General features: G+C 69.9%; 19 protein-coding genes. 5 read left to right on the forward strand and 14 right to left on the reverse strand.

Translation table 11 applies throughout. The features are described from left to right. Positions 1-60 precede the first annotated feature (60 nt). A complete protein-coding gene (locus AC4D2F_RS04185) occupies positions 61-975 on the forward strand; it encodes an SDR family NAD(P)-dependent oxidoreductase (RefSeq protein ID WP_490909594.1) in 915 nt (304 codons plus the stop codon). Between the two features lie 27 nt (positions 976-1,002). On the opposite strand, the gene AC4D2F_RS04190 is transcribed toward AC4D2F_RS04185, so the two are convergent. After that, entirely contained in the window at positions 1,003-1,995 is a 993-nt protein-coding gene (locus AC4D2F_RS04190; RefSeq protein ID WP_490909595.1) for an exonuclease domain-containing protein, read from the reverse strand. A gap of 95 nt (positions 1,996-2,090) precedes the next feature. Here AC4D2F_RS04190 and AC4D2F_RS04195 point away from each other — a divergent pair, with 95 nt between their 5' ends. Further along, entirely contained in the window at positions 2,091-2,726 is a 636-nt protein-coding gene (locus AC4D2F_RS04195) for an HAD family hydrolase (protein WP_490909596.1), read from the forward strand. On the opposite strand, the gene AC4D2F_RS04200 is transcribed toward AC4D2F_RS04195, so the two are convergent. From AC4D2F_RS04200 to clpS, 8 genes are all read right to left on the reverse strand, one after another. Next, positions 2,704-3,390 carry a GNAT family N-acetyltransferase gene (locus tag AC4D2F_RS04200; RefSeq protein WP_490909597.1) on the reverse strand — a complete coding sequence of 229 codons (687 nt, stop codon included), beginning with the start codon at positions 3,388-3,390 and terminating at the stop codon, positions 2,704-2,706. The two genes, AC4D2F_RS04195 and AC4D2F_RS04200, sit on opposite strands and share 23 nt — an antisense overlap. After that, positions 3,387-4,076: a DedA family protein gene (locus AC4D2F_RS04205; RefSeq protein WP_490909598.1), complete on the reverse strand. Its 690-nt coding sequence runs from the start codon at positions 4,074-4,076 to the stop codon at positions 3,387-3,389. Before AC4D2F_RS04205 ends, AC4D2F_RS04200 begins: the two co-directional genes overlap by 4 nt. A 101-nt stretch (positions 4,077-4,177) precedes the next feature. After that, a complete protein-coding gene (rdgB, locus tag AC4D2F_RS04210; RefSeq protein WP_490909599.1) occupies positions 4,178-4,810 on the reverse strand; it encodes an RdgB/HAM1 family non-canonical purine NTP pyrophosphatase in 633 nt (210 codons plus the stop codon). Continuing rightward, positions 4,803-5,591, reverse strand: a complete 789-nt coding sequence (gene rph / locus AC4D2F_RS04215; protein WP_104165612.1) for a ribonuclease PH — start codon at positions 5,589-5,591, stop codon at positions 4,803-4,805. The genes rdgB and rph overlap by 8 nt, the downstream gene beginning before the upstream one ends. Before the next feature lie 83 nt (positions 5,592-5,674). Continuing rightward, the gene (locus AC4D2F_RS04220; protein ID WP_104165614.1) at positions 5,675-6,472 is read right to left on the reverse strand and encodes an MBL fold metallo-hydrolase; all 798 of its coding nucleotides are present in this window, start codon (positions 6,470-6,472) and stop codon (positions 5,675-5,677) included. Further along, entirely contained in the window at positions 6,469-7,380 is a 912-nt protein-coding gene (gene murI, locus AC4D2F_RS04225) for a glutamate racemase (RefSeq protein WP_490909600.1), read from the reverse strand. The genes AC4D2F_RS04220 and murI overlap by 4 nt, the downstream gene beginning before the upstream one ends. 107 nt (positions 7,381-7,487) lie before the next feature. Next, positions 7,488-8,063 carry a DUF2017 domain-containing protein gene (locus AC4D2F_RS04230; protein WP_104165618.1) on the reverse strand — a complete coding sequence of 192 codons (576 nt, stop codon included), beginning with the start codon at positions 8,061-8,063 and terminating at the stop codon, positions 7,488-7,490. 9 nt (positions 8,064-8,072) lie between these two features. Further along, positions 8,073-8,381 (reverse strand): ATP-dependent Clp protease adapter ClpS, encoded by a 309-nt coding sequence (clpS, locus tag AC4D2F_RS04235; protein WP_490909601.1) that lies wholly within the window; start codon positions 8,379-8,381, stop codon positions 8,073-8,075. Between the two features lie 183 nt (positions 8,382-8,564). On the opposite strand from clpS, the gene AC4D2F_RS04240 reads away from it, so the two are divergent. Further along, positions 8,565-9,833 (forward strand): nicotinate phosphoribosyltransferase, encoded by a 1,269-nt coding sequence (locus AC4D2F_RS04240; protein ID WP_490910520.1) that lies wholly within the window; start codon positions 8,565-8,567, stop codon positions 9,831-9,833. Further along, entirely contained in the window at positions 9,830-10,453 is a 624-nt protein-coding gene (locus AC4D2F_RS04245) for an isochorismatase family protein (RefSeq protein ID WP_490909602.1), read from the forward strand. Before AC4D2F_RS04240 ends, AC4D2F_RS04245 begins: the two co-directional genes overlap by 4 nt. A gap of 17 nt (positions 10,454-10,470) precedes the next feature. Here AC4D2F_RS04245 and AC4D2F_RS04250 read toward each other — a convergent pair whose 3' ends face one another. The 3 genes from AC4D2F_RS04250 to AC4D2F_RS04260 all read right to left on the reverse strand — a co-directional run bounded on the left by AC4D2F_RS04250 (position 10,471) and on the right by AC4D2F_RS04260 (position 14,123). Beyond that, positions 10,471-12,249 (reverse strand): DEAD/DEAH box helicase, encoded by a 1,779-nt coding sequence (locus AC4D2F_RS04250; protein WP_490909603.1) that lies wholly within the window; start codon positions 12,247-12,249, stop codon positions 10,471-10,473. After that, positions 12,246-13,703, reverse strand: a complete 1,458-nt coding sequence (locus AC4D2F_RS04255) for an MFS transporter (RefSeq protein ID WP_490909604.1) — start codon at positions 13,701-13,703, stop codon at positions 12,246-12,248. The genes AC4D2F_RS04250 and AC4D2F_RS04255 overlap by 4 nt, the downstream gene beginning before the upstream one ends. A gap of 120 nt (positions 13,704-13,823) precedes the next feature. Next, positions 13,824-14,123 (reverse strand): DUF3039 domain-containing protein, encoded by a 300-nt coding sequence (locus tag AC4D2F_RS04260; protein ID WP_104165625.1) that lies wholly within the window; start codon positions 14,121-14,123, stop codon positions 13,824-13,826. Between the two features lie 165 nt (positions 14,124-14,288). Here AC4D2F_RS04260 and AC4D2F_RS04265 point away from each other — a divergent pair, with 165 nt between their 5' ends. Beyond that, positions 14,289-15,536 carry an HNH endonuclease gene (locus AC4D2F_RS04265; protein ID WP_490909605.1) on the forward strand — a complete coding sequence of 416 codons (1,248 nt, stop codon included), beginning with the start codon at positions 14,289-14,291 and terminating at the stop codon, positions 15,534-15,536. Positions 15,537-15,571: 35 nt separating this feature from the next. Here the strand turns inward: AC4D2F_RS04265 and AC4D2F_RS04270 are convergent, their stop codons facing one another. Together AC4D2F_RS04270 and AC4D2F_RS04275 are read right to left on the reverse strand one after the other, a co-directional pair. Then, positions 15,572-16,348 (reverse strand): PKD domain-containing protein, encoded by a 777-nt coding sequence (locus AC4D2F_RS04270; protein WP_490909607.1) that lies wholly within the window; start codon positions 16,346-16,348, stop codon positions 15,572-15,574. Positions 16,349-16,536: 188 nt separating this feature from the next. Continuing rightward, positions 16,537-17,196 carry a DUF6318 family protein gene (locus tag AC4D2F_RS04275; protein WP_490909608.1) on the reverse strand — a complete coding sequence of 220 codons (660 nt, stop codon included), beginning with the start codon at positions 17,194-17,196 and terminating at the stop codon, positions 16,537-16,539. Between the last annotated feature and the right edge of the window lie 188 nt (positions 17,197-17,384).

The raw sequence follows: 17,384 nt of genomic DNA on the forward strand, positions 1-17,384 counted from the left end.
CCGTCCGCGGCCGCCGGATCCCAGCGGCCGGGGACGGCGGAGCGCTCTAGGCTTGGTCCCATGTGGAACCCTGTCCAGCTCCCTCCGCTCGCCGGCGAGCGCATCCTCGTCACGGGCGGCAACGCCGGTCTCGGCTACTTCGCCTGCGAGCAGCTGGCCGCCGCGGGCGCCCACGTGATCCTGGCGTCACGGAGCGCCGACAAGGCCGCGCGGGCCATGGACGCCATCCGCGGCCGGTATCCCGGCGCCGGTCTCTCCTTCCAGCCCCTCGACCTGGCGGATCTCGCGTCCGTCCGCACGGCCGCCGCGACGATCGCTGCCGGAGCGCCGCTGAGCGGCCTCCTCGCGAACGCAGGCGTGGTGGGGTCCGGGCGACGGCGGACGACGGCGGACGGCTTCGAACTCCAGTTCGGCACCAACCACCTCGGGCACTATGCGCTGATCGCCCGCCTCCTGCCGTCGCTGTCCGCCGCGGGCACGAGGATCGTGCACCTCGGCAGCATCAGCCACCGTTGGGCGCGGCTCACGCCGTCGTTCCTCCAGCCGTCGTCGTACAGCAGTGCGCGCGCCTACGCGACGTCGAAGCTCGCCGTCATGGCCTTCGCCTTCGAGCTCGCCCGGCGCCTCGACGCCACCGGCAGCCAGGCGACCAGCGTCGTCGCCCATCCGGGACTGGCCCTCGGCATGCTGACCCCGGACCGCCCCGGGGTCGCCGCGCACCGCTCCGCGCCCCGGTGGAGGCAGCGGGTCATGGAGCCGGTGGCGCAGGGGAAGGACGACGGCGCCTGGCCGCTGGTCCGCGCCACGATCGACCGTCAGATCCCGAACGGCGCCTACTGCGGTCCGGACGGCTGGTTCCAGCTCACGGGGCAGCCCGTCGTCGTGCCCGCGAAGCGGCACGCGCTGGAGCGCAACGCCGCGAGCCGGCTGATCGACCTGTCGGCCCGGCTGACCGGCGTCGACCTCCGCTTCTGACCGGAGGGTGGGCAGCCGGCGTCGCGGTCACTGGCTGTCGGCAGGCCAGCGTCCGCCGGTCATCTGCAGGAACTCCGCCTCGGACAGCACCTCGATCTCCTGGCCCCGCTCGTGCAGTTCGAGCACCCGCCGTGCCTTGCCGGTGACGCGGCCGTTGCGGAGGTCGGATGCCACGAAGCCGTCCCCGACCACGAGGACCGTGGTACGCCGGGTGACGGAACTCGCCGGCTGCGCTCCGAGGCGCGCCGCACGCTCCTTGGCCTGGGGGCGCGGGATGCCGAGATTGCCGGTGAAGACCACGGTCTGCCCGTACAGCGGGTGCCGCGGATCGGCCTGGGCGTTTGCGTGGGGGTTCTCCCCCTCCTCCGGCCAGCCGGACCAGCCCGTGGGCGACGTGCCGCGCTCGAGGGCCGTGCGCGTCGCCTTCGACAGCTCGTCGACGCCGGGCGCGTAGGGCTCGGCGCGCGAGAGCCGGAGGTTGTGGCGTTCGAGCACGCCCTCGACGGTCGGCGCGTCGTACCGGCGCGCGATGTCGATCATGATGCCGGCGCAGGCCCGGGCGTCCTCCACGGCGTCGTGATGGTTGAGCAGGGGCACCCCGGCCGCCTCCGCGACGAACGGCAGGGAGTAGGAGGGCAGCGAATAGCTCTTGCGGGAGAGCACCACGGTGCAGGCGTAGTCCCACGCGGGACCCGACAGCGCGGAGACCTCGAGCGCCGACCGGATGACGCCGAGATCGAACGCCGCGTTGTGCGCGACCAGGACGTCGGAGCCGATGAAGCCCCCGATCTCGGGGAAGAGCTCGCCGAAGCGGGGGGCGTCCTCGACCATCGCCGAGGTGATGCCATGGATCGCGATGTTGCGGGAGTCGAAGTGGTCGTGGCCCACGGGCGGACGCATCAGCCAGGAGGCCTCCTCGACGACCCGGCCGTCCCTGACCTTGGTCAGGCCGACGGCGCACGGGGAGCCGCGGAAGCCATTCGCCGTCTCGAAGTCGATGGCCGTGAACGCGATTCCCACGGTCCCCAGTTTACCGCTGCCCCGGCGCCGACCGTTCACCCGAAGTTCACCGCAGCATCGGTGCCGTATCCCGGGGCGCGTTCCTATGCTGGACCATGGCCCGCACTGACAGTCAGCACCGGTGGTACCTCTTCGACTACGGCAACGTGATCTCCACGCCCCCGACACCCCAGGACTGGGACCTGCTCGCGGAGGCGGCCGGCGTCGACCACCTCCAGGACCAGGGCTCCGCCTACTGGCGGCACCGCTTCGCCTATGACGCCGGGTCCCTGACCTCCGACGAGTACTGGTCGCTCGTGTGCGGCAGCCGCGTCGGGTCCCTCCGTGCCGGCTGGCTCGACATCCTCGACGCGAACCAGTGGTCGCACCTGAATCTCGACACACTCGACGTCCTCGAGGACCTGGACGGGCGGGGCGACCGCCTGGCGGTGCTGTCCAATATGCCGGCGGCCATGGCCGCGCGGTTCGCGGGCGCATCGTGGACGAGGCTCTTCAGGCACAGCTTCTTCAGTTCGTCGCTGCGGCTGGTCAAGCCCGACCGCGCGATCTTCGACCACGTCCTCGCCGAACTCCGGGCCGGGCCGGAGCAGGTGACCTTCGTCGACGACTCGCCCGCGAACATCGCCACGGCGAAGGAATTGGGCATCCACGCGGTGCTGTTCGACCCGTCGGCGGACCTCTCGCGCCTGCTCACGGAGAGCCGCGCGGTCAGTGGTGCGTACCGGGAATGAGCAGGTCCCGGACGGCGTCGGCTCCCTGCACGTCGGCCACCCAGTCCGGTAGGACGAAGTCCTCCCGGGCGAGCAGGAGGTTCTGCTGCACATCGACCTCCCCGCGGCGGGCCTCCACGAGCGAGGTCCCGTTCGGGGCGTAACCGAGCCGCGTGGACACGCCCAGCGAGGCACCGTTCCAGGCCGCGGCCTCGGACACCGCGGAGGTCGCCCCGAGGTGGTCGAAGGCGAACTGCAGCACGGCCGCCCGCATCTCGGTCCCGAGCCCCCGACCGTGGACGGACCGGGTGAGCCAGGAGCCGGAGCCGACGCGCCGGAGCAGCGGGAAGGAGTGGGCGGTCAGGTCCTGGACGCCGATCACGCGGCCCTCGTGCAGCACCGCGAAGTTGATGGTCCAGGCGTCCGCCGAGACCCCCGCGCGGATCCGCCACTGGTGCTTCGCCGTCTCCGTGATCAGGACCTCCCGCGGCGCGTCCGTCCACGGGACGCTGAAGGGCATCTCCGCGGGGTCGTGGATGCCGGCAAGGACGGCGTCGACCAGCTCCGGCAGATGATCGTCGCGGACCGGGGTGAGCACCAGCCGCGGTGTCGTGAGCACGAGCCCGAACAGCGGCCAGACGCGGACCAGGGGGTCCGCGGCGGCACCGGCGGGCCCGCCGGTCACTGGATCCGCTTCTTCGCGCGGTGCTTGCGCACCTTGGAGACGACGAAGTAGACGGCGAACAGGACGACGGCGATGATCACGAGTTTCTGGAACGTGTCCGCGTACTGCTCGACGATGTGCCAGCTCTCGCCCAGGTAGAACCCGGCCATCACGAAGATGGTGTTCCAGATGAGGCTTCCGGCCGTGGTGAGGAGGAGGAACTTGCCGATCGGCATGCGTTCGATGCCCGCCGGTATGGACACGAGGCTCCGGAAGAGCGGGATCATGCGGCCGAAGAAGACGGCCCGGTAGCCGTGCCGGTCGAACCATGCCTCCACCTTGTCGACGTCCTCGAGGTCGATGAGCGGCACCCTGGACACGAGCCGCCGCATGCGGTCCCGGCCCAGCCACGCCCCGAGGGCGTACAGCGCGTAGGCGCCGACGACCGAGCCGATGGTGGTCCACAGGATCGCCTCGAACAGGGAGAAGTTGCCGCGGCTGGCGGTGAAGCCTGCCAGGGGCAGGATGACCTCGCTCGGCAGGGGCGGGAAGAGGTTCTCGAGGGCGATGGCCAGGCCGGCACCGGGCGCTCCGATGGTCTCCATCAGATTCACCGCCCAGTCCGTGACGGCGCCGAGGGCCGAGCCGTCCGACGTCGTGGTCGCCGCTGCGACGTCGATCGTCTGGACTGTCTGGGTGATGCTCACGGTGTATCCGTCCCTCTCATGGTCCGTCCTGCGGGACGGTCGGCGTGCGGTGCTGGCAGGTGGTGCTGGCAGGTGGTGCTGGCAGGTGCGTCGGTCGACCGCTACTGCAGTGCGTCGACGAGGTGCGGCAGGAGCGCCCTGAACGCGATACCGCGGTGGCTGATCGCGTTCTTCTCCTCCGGGGCGAGTTCCGCGCACGTCCGGTCGAGTCCTTCGGGGACGAGGATGGGGTCGTAGCCGAACCCGCCCGCGCCACGCGCTGCGGTCAGGAGCGATCCCCGCAGCTCGCCGCGCTCGGTGTACCCGGCCGGTGCGCCGTCCGGGTGTGCGAGGGCCGCCGCGCAGACGAAGGCCGCGCCGCGCCGCTCCTGCGGGATGTCGGCGAGCTGCGCGAGGAGGAGGTCGAGGTTGGCGGCGTCGTCGCCGTGCCGGCCCGCCCACCGGGCGGAGAAGATGCCAGGGGCCCCGCCCAGGACGTCCACGGCCAGCCCCGAGTCGTCGGCGACGGCGAGGAGGCCGGTGGCCCGCGCGGTCTGCTCGGCCTTCAGCAGGGCGTTCTCCTCGAACGTGACACCGCTCTCGACGACGTCCGGGGCGCCGACGGCGGCGGCGTCGACGACCTGCGTGTCGACGTCGAGCCCGGGCACCTGCCCGCGGAGCAGCTCACGCAGTTCGCGCAGCTTGCCGGCGTTCCGGGTGGCGAGGACGAGCCGGGGCCGGGACGGCTCAGGCATCCTGCGAGTCCCGGAGGGTGTCGATCTGGATCTGCGTGAGCTGGGCCGTGCCCACCAGCGCGAGGTCGAGCAGGGCATCGAGTTCGGCGCGGTCGAAGGGCGCGCCCTCCGCGGTCCCCTGGACCTCGACGAAGGTACCCGACCCGGTGACGACGACGTTCATGTCCGTCTCGGCGCGCACGTCCTCGACGTAGGGCAGGTCGAGCATGGGGACGCCGTCGATGATGCCGACGCTCACGGCGGCGACGGTGTCCGTGAGCGGGGAGGCCGAGGCGGGGATGAGCTTCTTGTCCTTGGCGTACCGGATCGCGTCGGCGAGCGCGACATACGCTCCCGTGATCGCGGCCGTCCGCGTGCCGCCGTCGGCCTGCAGGACGTCGCAGTCGAGGACGATGGTGTTCTCGCCCAGCGCCTTCGTGTCGATGACGGAGCGCAGCGACCGTCCGATCAGCCGGGAGATCTCGTGCGTCCTGCCGCCGATCTTCCCCTTGACCGACTCGCGGTCGGAGCGCGTGTTGGTGGCGCGGGGAAGCATGGCGTACTCGGCGGTCACCCAGCCCTTCCCCTCCCCCTTGAGCCACCGCGGCACCCCGCTGGTCAGCGATGCCGTGCAGAGCACGCGGGTGTTGCCGAACTCGATGAGGGCCGATCCTTCGGCCTGCTTCGACCAGCCTCGCGTGATGGTGATGGTGCGCAGTTGATCGGGTGCCCGACCGTCCGCGCGGAGGACGGGGGCGGTGCTCCCGGGGGCAGGGACGGACGTCGGGTTCGCGGGGGTCATGGCTTCCAGTCTAGACGGGGACGCATGGGAGAACGCTGGCAGGGACGACCACCGCTCGTCACCGGGCGGGCCGGCGCCGTCCGTCAGACCGTGTAGGAGACACCGGCGACGGCGACGGCGAGGTGGCCGTCGTAGCTCTCGCGGGCCTCGCTCACGGCGACGTTGGCGTCGTTCCAGACCGGCAGGTGGGTCAGGAGGAGGCGCTTGGCCGACGCCCGGGTGGCGACGTCGCCCGCCCGCTTGCCCGTGAGGTGCACGCCGGAGATGCCGTCGTCGCGGCCTTCGTGGAATGCGGCCTCGCACAGGAAGATGTCCGCGTCGCGGGCGGCGTCCACCAGGCCGTCGCACGCGTCGGTGTCGCCGGAGTAGGTGATGACGCGCGTGCGGTCCACGCCGTCGGCATCGGCCTCGGCCACCTCGACGCGCAGCGCGTACGCCTCCTCGATGGGGTGGAGGACCTGGAACGGGGTGATCGTGAAGGGCCCTACCGTCACGGGGCCGCGGTCGGTCCAGGACTGGAAGTCGAAGTCCTCGTGCATGCCCGGGTCGGGGTCGAGTCCGTAGGCGCTGGCCATCCTGTCCGCCGTCGCCGCCGGTCCCCAGACGGGGATGCGGGGCAGCCCCCAGCCGGAGGGATCCCAGTGGACGGCGACGTGCAGGCCACACAGGTCCATGCAGTGGTCGGGGTGCAGGTGGGAGAGGAAGATGGCGTCGATCTCGCGGAGGTCCATGTGCCGCTGCAGTGCGCCGAGCGACCCGTTGCCGAGATCGAGGAGGATCCGCCAGGTGCGGCCCTGCCAGTGCGCGCTGAGCAGGTAGCAGGAGGCCGGTGACTGGGGGCCGGGGAAGGAGCCGCTGCACCCGACGATCGTGAGCTTCATGCCCGTGGGAACCCCGCGGCCGCGATCATCTCGGGCGTGATCCGCGCGAGGCTGCCCGTCGGGTACTGCGCGGCCACGTGGTCCACGTGCTGCACGCTGAGCACCTCGGGGCCGAGGAAGCGGCGGGCGAGGACCTCGAATCCTGCGGCGTTGCCGGTCGCGATGAACCGATGCACGCCCGGTGCGGTGGTCTCGCGCTCGAGGCCGTGCAGGACGAGGGCGCGGTAGACGTCCTTGGCCGTCTCCTCGGCGCTCGAGACCAGGGTGACGGTGTCCCCCATGACGTAGGAGATGACGCCGGTCAGCAGCGGATAGTGGGTGCAGCCGAGCACGAGCGTGTCCACGCCCGCTGCCTTGAGGGGTCGGAGGTACTCCTCCGCCGTCCGCAGCAGGGCCTCACCGCCGGTGACACCGGCCTCCACGAACTCGACGAACGCAGGGCAGGCCACGGAGGTGATCTCCAGGTGCGGGGCGGCCGCGAAGGTGTCGTCGTAGGCGCGGGAGCCGACGGTCGCCGTCGTCCCGATGACGCCGATCCTGCCCGAGCGCGTGGCCGCGACGGCCCGGCGCACCGCGGGCTGGATGACCTCGATCACGGGGATGCCGTAGCGGGCCGTGTACCGCTCCCGCGCATCGCGGAGGACCGCCGCCGAGGCCGAGTTGCAGGCGATGACGAGCAGCTTGACGCCCGAGTCCACGAGTTCGTCCATCACCCCGAGCGCATGCGCGCGCACCCGGGCGATCGGCAGCGGGCCGTACGGGCCGTTGGCGGTGTCGCCGACGTACATGACGGACTCGTGGGGCAACTGGTCGATGACCGCTCGGGCGACCGTCAGTCCGCCGACGCCGGAGTCGAAGATCCCGATGGGCGCTTCGCTGCGGTCCGTGTTCGCTGGCTCTGGGCTCATGATCCTTCGACAATATGACGTGTCGCCGTTGAAAACTATTCGCCGATCCGTGGGTTCTGTCACAGCTCCTGTCCGACCGCACGCGGCCGGTCCGGTGGGCCGACGGGTCAGCGCTCCAGCTTCGCCGCTTTCAGCATCGCCTGCACGAGCGATTCCTGGAGCCACGTGATGAAGTTGTAGACGAGGGCGAGGTAGGACTCGACGTCGTCGACGTCCTTGGAGTCCGCGATGTCGTGGAGCCGTTCGGCGTCCTCCTCCGTCTCGATGCTCAGCCGGTCCGCGAGGACCAGCCGGACGTCGTTGAGGGCCTGCGCGAGCAGGCGGGCCTGCTCCCCGGTGAGCGTCATGGGGCTGGACTCGAGGAGCAGCGCACTGCTGCGGAGGGCGCCGATCTTCTGCTCCCGCAGGGAGCGCTCCGTCAGGCGGCGGAAGGCGAGCGCTTCGTCGTCGTCGCCCCGCACGGCATCCGGCAGGAGGCGTCGGACGGCGGAATCCTCGGGGGCCGTGGCCTCGGCGTCGGCACCGGACATGCCGACCAGCGCCGCCAGCGGATCCTCGCTGGGAGCGGACTCGGGCTCGAGCATGGAGATGACGTCGTCGAGGAGGGCTCCGAGCAGGCGCGCCTCACCGGGCTCCAACGCTCCGGTGATGCCCCGGCGCGTCGATTTGAAGGGTTTCGCCATGGGGTCCGCCTACTCGCTTCCGGCTTTTTCGAAGGTGGCCCACAGCCCGTACGAGTGGAGGGCGACGGTGTCCTGCTCCACCTTCTCGCGGGTGCCCGAGACGACGGCGGAGCGGCCCTGCTCGTGCACTTCGAGCATGAGCGTGCGCGCCTTGGCCTCGCTGTAGCCGAAGTAGGACTGGAAGACGAAGCTCACATAGCTCATGAGGTTCACGGGGTCGTTCCACACCACCACGACCCAGGGCTGGTCGAGGTCGGTCTTCTCGGCCGTGCCCGTCTCTTCCCGGGTGTCGGTACCGGTTGCAAAGCCAACTGTCATGATCGCCATTCTAGGGCGGCTCGCCCGCGCGGGGTGGCCGGGTACTCTCTCGGCGGACGCCCGGCTATCGTTTTCAGGGTGACCGATGCCCTGACCACGAACCCGCCGGCCGCTGCCGGTCCCACACCGCCGGCGGTGACCGCGCCGAACAGTGCCCTGTTCACCGACCAGTACGAACTCACGATGCTGCAGGCCTCGCTGCACTCCGGGGCGGCCCACCGCCGCTCGGTGTTCGAGGCCTTCGCACGCCGCCTCCCCGCGGGTCGCCGCTACGGCGTCGTCGCGGGCACGGGGCGGCTGCTGGAGGCGCTGGCGGCCTTCAGGTTCGACGACGTGCAGCTCGCGTTCCTCAGCGACCACCGGATCGTCGACGACGCCACGCTCGCCTGGCTGGCCGGCTTCCGCTTCACCGGATCGATCTCCGGATACGCGGAGGGCGAGGCCTACTTCCCCAACTCCCCCATCCTGACGGTGGAGTCGACCTTCGCCGAGGCCTGCATCCTCGAAACGCTCATCCTGTCGATCCTGAACCATGACAGCGCCATCGCCTCGGCGGCCTCCCGCATGACGGGCGCCGCGGCAGGACGCCCCTGCATCGAGATGGGTTCGCGCCGCACGCACGAGGAATCCGCGGTGGCCGCGGCGCGCGCCGCGATCATCGGCGGCTTCGCCAGCACGTCCAACCTGGAGGCCGGCCGGCGGTACGGCGTCCCCACGGTGGGCACGGCCGCGCACTCCTTCACGCTCCTGCACGACTCCGAGCGGGCGGCCTTCGAGGCGCAGGTCGCCGCCCTCGGACGCAGCACCTCGCTCCTGGTGGACACGTACGACGTCGAACAGGGCGTCCGGACCGCCGTCGACGTGGCGGGGCCCGAGCTGGGCGCCGTCCGGCTGGACTCCGGCGACCTCGTGGCCCAGGCGCGGTGGGTGCGTGAACTCCTCGACGACCTCGGCAACCACCTCACGAAGATCGTCGTGACCTCCGACCTCGACGAGTTCGCCATCGGGCTGCTCGCCTCGGCGCCCGTCGACTCGTACGGCGTGGGTACGTCCCTCGTGACGGGGTCCGGCGCGCCGACCGCGGGCATGGTGTACAAACTCGTGAGCAGGCAGGACGACCACGGCACCTTCGTGTCCGTCGCGAAGGCGGCCAAGAACAAGGCGTCGGTCGGCGGACACAAGCGCGCGCTGCGCCGCCTCGACGAGCACGGCAGGGCGCAGGCCGAGATCGTGGGGATCGGCATCAGCCCCGGCGACGACGGCAACGACCGCCCACTGACGCAGCAGTTCGTCAGCGACGGCGTCGTGCTGCCCGGCTGGACCGGACCGGAGGCCGTCACCCGCGCCGCCGAGCGGCACCTGCGCTCCATCGCCGAACTGCCGGGAGCCGTCCGGCGGCTGCAGCGCGGCGAGCCCGTCATCCCCACCGAATACGAGGAGGCAGCATCATGACGCGCGCACTGATCATCGTGGACGTGCAGAACGACTTCTGTGAGGGCGGGTCGCTCGCCGTCGTCGGGGGCGCGCAGGTGGCCGCCGACATCAGCGACCACATCGACGAGCACGCCGCACGGTACGACTACGTCGTCGCCACCCAGGACTGGCACATCGATCCGGGGACCCACTTCTCGGAGACGCCGGACTTCGTCGACTCCTGGCCCGTCCACTGCGTCGCGGACACCAAGGGCTCCGACTTCCACCCGGACCTCGACACCGAGAGCATCGACGCGGTGTTCCGCAAGGGTCGGTTCGAGGCCGCCTATTCCGGGTTCGAGGGCGTCAAGGCACCCGACGACGAGGTGCCGACCGGCGACCAGAAGCTCAGCGGGGCCGCCGTGGACAGCGATGAGGACCCGATGACCCTCGACGACTGGTTGCGGGACCACGACGTGGACGACGTCGTGGTCGTCGGCCTGGCGACGGACTACTGCGTCCGGGCGACAGCGCTGGACGCACTCCAGGCGGGCTACACGGTCACCGTGCAGGCCGGGCTCACGCGCGGCGTGCACGAGGACAGCTCCGAGGAGACCCTCGACGAGCTGGAGGCCGCGGGCGCCGAGCTGGTCCGCTAGGGCCTTCGCTCACTTCCTTACTTCTTCCCGATGAACCAGTCCTGCAGCTTCTGCAGGCGGCGCTGGAGCTGGTCCTCGTTGGCCTGCGCCACCGCGGGTCCCCCGCACTGGCGCCGCAGCTCCGTGTGGACCTGGCCGTGCGGCATCCCGGTGCGGGCCGCCCACGCCGAGACGTTCTTGGCGAGCAGGCCCCGCAGCTCCGTGAGCTGGCGGTGATCCACCACGAGCGGCTCGGCGGCGGGTGCTGCGGCCGGCCTGGACTTCCGGCGGACCTGCTGCTCCTGCTGGCGCTGGCGCAGCAGCTGGCCCACCTGGTCGGCGTCGAGCAGTCCGGGGATGCCCAGGAAGTCCTGCTCGTCCTCGCTGCCCATCTCGCCGCCGGTGCCGAACTCGCCGCCGTCGAAGAGGACGCGGTCGAAGGACGCCTGTGACTCGAGCGCCTCGAACTTCTGCTTGGTCAGGGAATCCGACGCCTTGTCCTCGCGGTTCGCGGCCTCCATGAGGGCGTCCTCGAGGCCGAACCCCTCGTCGTCCTTCTCCGGGCGGTCGAGCGCGTGGTCACGCTCGAGTTCGAGCTGGTTGGCCAGCGCCATGAGGTTCGGCACCGAGGGGAGGAAGATCGACGCCGTCTCCCCGCGCCGTCGCGCCCGGACGTACCGGCCGACGGCCTGGGCGAAGAACAGCGGGGTCGCCGTCGACGTCGCATAGACGCCCACCGCGAGACGCGGGACGTCGACGCCCTCGGACACCATGCGGACCGCGACCATCCAGCGCTTGTCCCCCGCGGAGAACTCCTCGATCTTCGAGGACGCCTTGGCGTCGTCGGACAGGATGACGGTCGGGGACTCCCCCGTGATCCGCTTGAGCTGGCCGGCGTAGGCGCGGGCGTCGTCGTGATCGGTGGCGATGACGAGGCCACCGGCGTCGTGCACGGTGCGCCGCACCTCGGTGAGGCGCTTGTCCGCGGCGGCGAGGACGGCGGGGATCCATTCGCCCGCCGGATTCAGTGCCGTCCGCCAGGCCTGGGCGGTGATGTCCTTCGTGACCGAGGCCTCACCGAGGGACGCCGCCATCTCCTCGCCCGCGCTCGTGCGCCAGCGCATCTGGCCCGAGTACGCCATGAACATGACGGGGCGCACCACGTGGTCCTTGAGGGCCTGGCCGTAGCCGTACGTGTAGTCGGCACGGGAGCGGCGGATGCCGTCGCGGTCCTCGGCGTACTCGACGAAGGGGATGGCCGCGGTGTCCGAGCGGAAGGGCGTCCCCGTGAGGGCGAGGCGGCGGGTCGCGGGCTCGAAGGCCTCACGGATGCCGTCGCCCCATGAGAGGGCGTCACCGCCGTGGTGGATCTCGTCGAGGATCACCAGGGTACGGGCGGCTTCCGTCTTGGCGCGGTGCAGCATGGGCTTGCTCGCGACCTGCGCGTAGGTCACGGCGACGCCGATGAACGCCCCGCCGTGACGTCCGTCGGCGTTCTTGAAGTTGGGGTCGATCGCGAGGCCCACCCGGGCTGCGGCGTCGGCCCACTGGCGCTTCAGGTGATCAGTGGGGGCGACGACCGTGACGCGGTTGACGATGCCCCGCTCCACGAGCTCGGTCGCCACGCGGAGCGCGAAGGTGGTCTTGCCGGCGCCGGGCGTGGCGACCGCGAGGAAATCGCTCGGGGATTCCTGGAAATACTTCTCCAGCGCTTCGCTCTGCCACTGGCGCAGCTTGGGGGCTGTCCCCCAGGCGGCGCGCTCCGGGTACGCGGGAGGCAGGGCTGCGCCGGCACCGAACAGGGTGTCATTACTCACGCCGGGACAGTACCTTCCATTGACTTTCTGGGGGAGAGACCGGGGCCGTCACCGGGTGACCGGGCCCCTCTCAGACCCGAAACTATACCTGCTGCCGTGAACACCCAGAGAGCCAGCCAGATCGCAACAAAGGTGGGGACGTGTCCCGGATCGGCGTCGTCGTGCAGGAGGGCGAAGAGGGCTCCCGCACCCGCCGTGCCCACCACCCCGCCGAGCTGGTCGGAGATCTGCAGGGCTGCCGAGTTGCGCCCCTGCTCGTTCGGCGCCGACAGTTTCAGCACCAGCACCGAGGTACTGGAGAGCGTCATGCCCATGGCGAAGCCCGACAGTCCCCACACCACGGCCAGCACCCACAGCGGCGCCTCCACCGCCGTGGCCAGAGCGAAGCCGCCGAGGCTCAGCGACAGGATGGAGGACCCGGCGACCAGCAGCCACTGGCGCGCGAAGGTCACGCGTGCCTGGACGAAGGACCCCGCGCTCCAGCCGAGCGCGCCGGCGCTCAGTGTCAGTCCTGCCGTTCCCGGGCTGATGTCGCGCGAGCTGACGAGCATGAGCGGGATGAAGGCCTCGGTGCCGAAGAACGCGACATTGACGAAGCCGCGCGTGGCGATGATGCTCGGCAACCCGCGCCCCAGGACCAGCGTGCCCTTCGGCAGCAGGGCGGGGAGCACGAGGAGGGCGACGACGACTCCCGCGGCCGCGAGGCTCACCAGCCCGACCACCGTCGCACCGCCGGGATCCTCGGTGTCCGCGAGATGGACCAGCGACCACTGCGCGGCGAAGACGCCGGAGGCCAGCGCGAGGCCACGCAGGGTGCGGGCCTTCGCCGATCCGGCGTCGGGGGCCTCGACCGGTCCCAGGTTCCTCGTCTTCGGCCAGACGATGACGACCGCGGCGAGCACGATCGGTACGACGCCGAGGAACACCCAGCGCCAGCCGAGGTGCTCGGTCACGAACCCGGCCACCACAGGACCGATCAGCGCGGGCAGCACCCACGCAGCCGCCAGCCAGCCGAAGACCACCGGCCGGGCCTTCTCCGGGAACGACCGCCCGATGACGACGTACACCGCGACGATCATGAATCCGCCGCCCAGCCCGGAGATGGCGCGGCCCACCGTCACGAGCCAGAAGGCGGGTGCGGCACCCGCGGCCAGCAGGCCGAGGACCATGAGGCCCAGCCCGACGGCGAGCGCAGGCCGGGGCCCCTTACGGTCACACCATGAGCCGGCGACGACCGTACCGAGCAGCGACGCCGTCAGGTACATCGAGAAGGCGAGGCCGTAGCTCGATTCCCCGGAGAGCTCACGCGCCACCGACGGCATGGCCGTCACCACGGCCATCGCCTCGAAGGCCGCGCACGTGATGATCGCCAGGATCCCGATGGTCAGGGGGCGCAGCTCGGGCGACATCGCCCCTCCGGTTGCACCCGTGGATGTATCCGCAGTCTTGCTCATGTCACCTCGGGTTCAGGTCGGGGCGCGTCCCGCCGCGAGTGATGGGGTACTCCCATCGGGGCGCACCAGTAGCGCCGACCATGGGCCGACGCCGAGTGGCGCGCCGAAGGTCCGCCGCTGTCAGTCCTTCGGCTTGTCGTTGCCGGGGCGGAGACCATTGTAGATCTCCTTGCACTCGGGGCAGACGGGGAACTTCTCGGGATCGCGTCCGGGGGTCCACACCTTGCCGCAGAGGGCGATCACGGGCTCGCCGGTGAAGGCAGACTCCATGATCTTCTCCTTGCGGACATAGTGCGCGAAGCGCTCTGCGTCGCCGGGCTCGACCTCCTGGCGGACTTCCTCACGCTCGATGGTCGCAGTCGAGCCACCGGTGCCGGGATCGCGTGGATCGTTTGCAAAGGGATCAGCAGGCATAGTCATGGAGCCAGTCTATCGCCCGTCCCCCGCGCCCTCGAGGCCCGGGGAGCACGCCCCGCATATCGGCGTCCGGAGTACGCCCGAGCCCGGAATCGCATTGTCCGAGGGGCGCGACAATGGACTGGCGAGCGCCCGGATAATGTCGGTGGCGGGCGGGAGAATGTATTCATGAGGACGTCGACGGAACACGGGTTGGAACTCGATCGGATATCCGCTCGGATCACCGACCTGAGTGCCGAGAAAGCGCGGATCGACGCCGAACTCGCCGCGAGTACCGAAGAATTGCGGAAAGTCTTCGAGACGAAGATGATGGACCATTTCTGGCCCGGTCGGCCCGGACCGCACCGCACCAATCTCGCCGACACCACCACCGCCACGGAGATCGCCTGCCTGCTGCGCATCTCCGAACGCACCGCGCACCGTCTGGTCCAATACTCCGCCCTGCTGGTCAACTACCATCCCCGGACGCTCACCGCCCTCGGCGACGGTACGATCTCCTGGCCGCACGCCACCACACTCCTGCACGAATACCTCGGCCTGCCCCACCACGCCGCCGCCCGCCTCGAAGAGGCCCTGCTGCCCATCGCCGCGGACACCACCCTCTCCCGCCTGAGCTACCGGGCCCGCCGGCTCCGTACTCAGCTCCACCCCGAAGCCCTCGAGGAGCGCGCCCGCACCGCGGCCCAGGGACGGCGCGTGGACTTCGAACCCGCCGACGACGCCATGGCCTGGCTCCACGTCCACCTGCCGGCCACGGATGCCGCCGCCATCGATGCACGACTCACCTCCACGGCTCGCGCCCTCCAGGCCCCCACCGAACGCCGAACGCTCCCGCAGCTGCGCACCGACATCCTCACCGATCTCCTCCTCGGCGAGCCCGAACGCCAGGACGGCATACCCGGGCCCGATTCCGGCCCGGTGGCACCGGACGGATACCCGGTCCGGGCGCACATCAACGTCACCGTCCCGGTCCTGACCCTGCTCGGTGTCGACGACGCCCCCGCGGATCTGGAAGGCTACGGGCCCATTCCCGCCGACCTCGCCCGCCGGCTCGCCGCTCACGCACCCTCCTTCACCCGGCTCCTCACCCACCCCGAGACAGGGGCCGTCCTCAGCGTCGGACGCACCACGTACACCGTTCCCGCGGACCTGAAGAAGTGGTTGCGGGTCCGCGACCGCACGTGTCGACACCCGGGGTGCAGCGTCCCCGCGGCCCGCTGCGAACTGGACCACACCACCCCCTGGTCCCGCGGCGGACCCACCAGCCACGACAATCTCGCCCACCTCTGCCGCAAACACCACATGCTCAAGAGCGAAGGCCTCTGGCACTATGACCAGCCCGCGCCGGGCACCCTCGTCGCCACCTCACCTGCGGGCAGGACCTACGCCTGCGATCCCGAGCCTCCACCCTTCTGATTGGAACCACCACGTCGCAGGAGAACATCGGCGGGCTATCGGGTAGGAGCTTCGCAGCCGATTCCTCGGGGATTCTCGATGCAGTTCTCGCTCACGTTGTGCCCCTTGGTGCGCCAGATACTCATGAGGTGGGGCTCCGACACGACCGCCGCCTGACCGGCGACCGGCTGGAAGGGCCCTCCATCCACCGAGTAGTCACCGGCGAAGAAGGTCGTCAGCGTGAGCTGGAAATCACCGGTCTGCGTGTACTGGTGGCTCGTCGGCGTCTGGGTGTCGAAGGCAGCCCCGTCCACCGGGCCTCCCGGGGTGGTCGTCGTAGCGCTGGTCCCGTCGCCGTAGTTCCACTGGTAGGACACAGGGCGGGCCTTCAACACGATCGAGGCGTCCTGGAACTCGAAGGTGAACTCCTGCTCCCGCGCCTGCGCGTAGATGTTGGAGTGCGCATTCCTGAGCCCGAAGTTCGAGGGCTGCGACACGATGGTCGCTGCAAGGACGGGCTGCTTCTGGAACTCTTCGAGGGTGATCACGATCGGTATCTCCTCGGCGACCTCTGCTCCCTCGACCGGCGGTGCGGGAGGCTCTCCGGGATACATGCAGGACGACCTGCCGGTCGGCGTCCGAGTTGCCGGCTGTGCGTTGTTGTTCACCTCGATCCAGTTCACGAGGATGCCGTCGTCCTGGGCATCGCACTGGGCGTCCATGCGAGGGCAGGTCGCCGGATCCAGGGCACTCCCGGCGCCGGCAGTGCAGGCGCGGACGTAGGTGTAGGAGATCCCGTCGTCCGTAACAAGAGCCGCAGATTGCACTGGCACCACGTCAGTTTTTTCTTCTTGACCCATTGAGCTAGCTGGCCGCTGCGATTTTTTAGAGTTAACAGCCCCAAATTCGTTGTTGTCGGCGAAAGCATTAGGCGCCTTGGTCTGACCAACAGCGGAAGAACTCGATGTTGCTGCAAAAAGAGTAATGAGAAACAAACATGTAATACTTCGCAGACGGCGCATCACGAACCTTCTGGACTTCCGAAGTCGAGCAAAAACCATGCGCCCTCTTCGTAAACACTGAAGGTGACATTGACTGACGCCTCTGGAGCTTCGCCTTGCGATTGAGAACCGTTACTTTCGTAATACATTAAATCATCTTGTTGGTACCTCACGATGCTCTGGATCGAACCGGACGTATTTATGCGAAAGTCAGTGCCAAAATCAAGGAGTTGAAATCCTCCTCCACCCATCCACCCTCCTCCCGTGTAAAACTCCTCGACAACTTGCTGTGTTTGAGCACAGGTGCGACACCCAGGATCAGTCACCGCCTCGAACGGCGCCCAGTCATTCGTCTCGTAGCCGTAGGAGAACAGCTCGAGCCAGTACTCCGTGAAGGCCTCGAGCCCTTCGGCCGTGTTCTGGTCCGCGAGCGCCGGCTTCACTGGGACGGGGAGGTTGGTGGCCGGACCGGCCGACGACGCCGGCGATGGTTCAGGTGCGGCCGAAGGGGTGGACGCCTCAGCGGTCGAGGGCGCAGCCGTTGACGGCGGCGGATCGGAAGTCGGTGCGGGCGAGGCGTCCGCATCGTTCTGGCAACCGGTCAGGAGCGCCAGCGCCACTGCTGCCCCGGCAAGGATCGGTGCTGCCCGTCGATGGCCCTCTGCACGCACAGGAAACACGCAACTCCCCCATCACTTCGCCGATGTCGCCGGAATGGGCCTCAGCATAGCCCGGAGCAGTCGGCGTCAAGAGGGTTATGCACAGCCGGGAGGGCAGCCGCACTACTCGAGTCGAACCACCCTTGTCAGGCGGACCTGCTGGCCTTAGGGTGACCGCCGGCGTACGTCCGGACAGCCCGCCCGGGCCG

It is taken from the genome of Arthrobacter sp. TJ-263, assembly GCF_058269155.1.